Below are 2,727 nucleotides of genomic sequence, written 5' to 3'. Positions count from 1 at the left end.
GTTCAACAACACGGGTGAGACTGACCATGAGTTCGTCATGGATCGTCACAAGGGCATTCAGGAACACAAGGCACTCATGCAGAAGTTCCCGGAAATGGAACATGCCGATCCCAATTCCATTCGCCTCGCCGCTGGAGAAAAGGGCGAAATCATCTGGACGTTCGCTAAGGCCGGCGAATTCGGCTTCGCCTGTCTCATTCCCGGCCATTACGAGTCCGGCATGAAGGGCGAAATTACAGTTACTCCATAAGCATCCAAGACCGTCCAACCAACAAAGGAAACCGACATGAAATTTTTCATCAAATCCGCTCTCATCGTAATTGCTGCTGCGGCAATCTCAACCGCATCGCTAGCTGCGGAATACACCAAGGGTGAGGTCAAGAAGATAGACCTCAAGCAGAACAAAATCACCATCAAGCACCAGGAACTCAAAAACCTTGACATGCCTGCCATGACGATGGTCTTCGTAGTAAGTGACGAAGCTCTGTTGGGGAAAGCCAAGGAGGGGCAGCCGATAGAATTCGTTGCCGAGAAGATCAACGGCAAACTGACGGTCACCGAGATCAAATGACGATAATTCGAATGTGATGTTGTGGCAGAGAAAGCTGCAACGAGAAGAATCAGCGGCCTCACAAGCCGCTGATCAAGCCCGTTCCAGAAGGCTACTTCCCGTCAAATGACTTGATTGGACACCACCTCCTTCAGGTGCGAAGGTGGTCGACAATATTCATCGTGGAATCTGCGTCGCAAACTCCGTTTTTTAATCAATTGGAGAGTTCCATCATGGCAACCTGGCAACCTGATCCATCATTTTATCCCTCACCGAGAATGGCCGCCAAGGCACCGGAAGAAAAACTTGCCTACGTCGCGGCCTTCGATCCCGATCGCAAAAAGCCCGATGCAATAGCGGTCGTCGATGTCGATCCAGCATCCGCATCCTATTCTCAGATCGTTGGGCAGGTCGATATGCCGAACGCCGGCGACGAGTTGCATCATTTCGGCTGGAATGCCTGCTCATCATGTCTTTGTCCCAACGCGCCGCACCCTCACATGGAGCGACGTTACCTGGTCGTACCGGGCCTGCGCTCATCAAGATTGCATATTGTCGATACCAAGCCCGACCCCAGAAACCCGAAGATCATCAAGGTTATCGAACCGGAAGAAATCGCGGAGAAGGCGGGTTATTCGCGCCTGCACACTATCCACTGCGGCCCCGAAGGTATCTATGTGAATGCGCTCGGAAACGCAGAGGGCAAGGCGCCAGGCGGAATATTCCTGCTCGACGGCGAAAGCTTCAATGTTCTAGGCCAATGGGAGATGGACCGGGGGCCGCAGAAGCTCGCCTACGATTTCTGGTGGCACCTTGGACATGATACGATGGTGACCAGCGAATGGGGAACGCCGGATACATTCGAGGACGGGCTGGTTCCGGAGATACTGCTGGGCAGTAAGTATGGGCGCAGGCTGCATTTCTGGGACCTCCACAAGCGCAAACATCTCCAGGAGATCGACTTCGGCGAGGAGCATCAACTCGTATTTGAGTTGCGCCCCGCGCACGACCCAACCAAAGCCTATGGCTTTGTAGGCTGCGTCATCAGCCTCAAGGATCTCTCGGCCTCGATCTGGACCTGGTATCGCGATGGCAACAAGTGGGCCGCGAAAAAGGTGATAGAGATTCCGGCTGAACCGGCAGATCCTAGCCAGCTGCCACCTGTACTGCAGGGCTTCAAGGCTGTTGCGCCGCTCGTAACCGATATCGACCTGTCGATGGATGACCGCTTCCTCTATGTTTCCTGCTGGGGCACCGGAGATATGATCCAGTACGATGTATCAGACCCGTTCAGCCCTAAGGAGACGGGCAGGGTTCGCATTGGAGGCATCGTATCCCGTGAGACACATCCCAAGGCGAAGAACGGCGCTCTCAATGGTGGCCCGCAAATGGTCGAGATCAGCCGCGATGGAAAACGGGTCTACTTTACAAACTCTCTCTACGGCGCCATCGACCCGCAATTCTATCCGGAGGGTATCGACGGCTGGATGGTGAAGCTCAATGTAGGCGAAAATGGCGGGATCAGCTTCGACGAGAATTTCTTTGTCGATTGGCCCAAAGGCCACCGGCCGCATCAGGTGCGTCTGGAGGGAGGCGATTGTTCGTCCGATTCCTACTGCTATCCTTGATGATACCAGCGCCCAAAACGAATAGTCGCGGCAAATGAACTCAATGTCGCCTTGGCTGGTGCTTGCTGGCCTTGGCGCGTTCCATGGCCTCAACCCCGCAATGGGCTGGCTCTTTGCAGTAGCGCTCGGTCTCCACCGAAACAGCCGCGGTACCGTGCTGGTGTCGCTAATACCTATTGCGATAGGGCACACGGTTTCAGTTGCCGTCGTTGCGGTGGTGGTGGTGTTGCTCGGCCTCATCGTGGACCAGCATCTGCTGGAAGTGATTGCTGGCGTGCTGCTCGTGGCCTGGGCCACCTATCATGCTCTCTATGGCCACCGCCACCGCGTCCGCGTTGGGATGACAACGGGCTTGACGGGGCTTGGGATCTGGTCGTTCGTGATGGCGACTGCGCATGGCGCTGGGCTCATGCTTGTGCCGGTCGTGATACCACTGTGCCTCTCGGAAAGCCCTGCGCGGCAACTGACGGCAGCGGGCTCTCTTCCAATAGCGTTGGCCGCCGTAGGCACCCATATGGCGGCAATGCTCGCAGTGATCCTGATTATCGC

4 protein-coding genes are annotated in these 2,727 nt (G+C 55.6%); all 4 read left to right on the top strand.

Annotated features, from left to right (window positions below; translation table 11 throughout):
* Positions 1 to 250 (top strand): plastocyanin/azurin family copper-binding protein (locus AAAC48_RS26815; RefSeq protein WP_340657116.1); only part of this gene is annotated, 250 nt, incomplete at its 5' end.
* Between the two features lie 48 nt (positions 251 to 298).
* Positions 299 to 571 (top strand): copper-binding protein, encoded by a 273-nt coding sequence (locus AAAC48_RS26810; protein ID WP_340657117.1) that lies wholly within the window; start codon positions 299 to 301, stop codon positions 569 to 571.
* A 212-nt stretch (positions 572 to 783) separates the two neighbouring features.
* Positions 784 to 2,178: a selenium-binding family protein gene (locus AAAC48_RS26805; RefSeq protein WP_340657115.1), complete on the top strand. Its 1,395-nt coding sequence runs from the start codon at positions 784 to 786 to the stop codon at positions 2,176 to 2,178.
* Positions 2,179 to 2,221: 43 nt separating this feature from the next.
* A partial coding sequence (locus AAAC48_RS26800; RefSeq protein ID WP_340657114.1) for a hypothetical protein occupies positions 2,222 to 2,727 on the top strand: 506 nt, incomplete at its 3' end.

Origin of the sequence: Phyllobacterium sp., from assembly GCF_037994405.1 — a bacterium.
Lineage (GTDB): Bacteria > Pseudomonadota > Alphaproteobacteria > Rhizobiales > Rhizobiaceae > Phyllobacterium.
Note: the sequence above shows the minus strand (reverse complement) of the source record. Positions and strands in the feature narration are given on the sequence as shown.

What these genes read in the sequence shown, in the direction of transcription:
- AAAC48_RS26805 (WP_340657115.1), top strand. Translation starts at nt 784, where the DNA reads ATGGCAACCTGGCAACCTGATCCATCATTTTATCCCTCACCGAGAATG.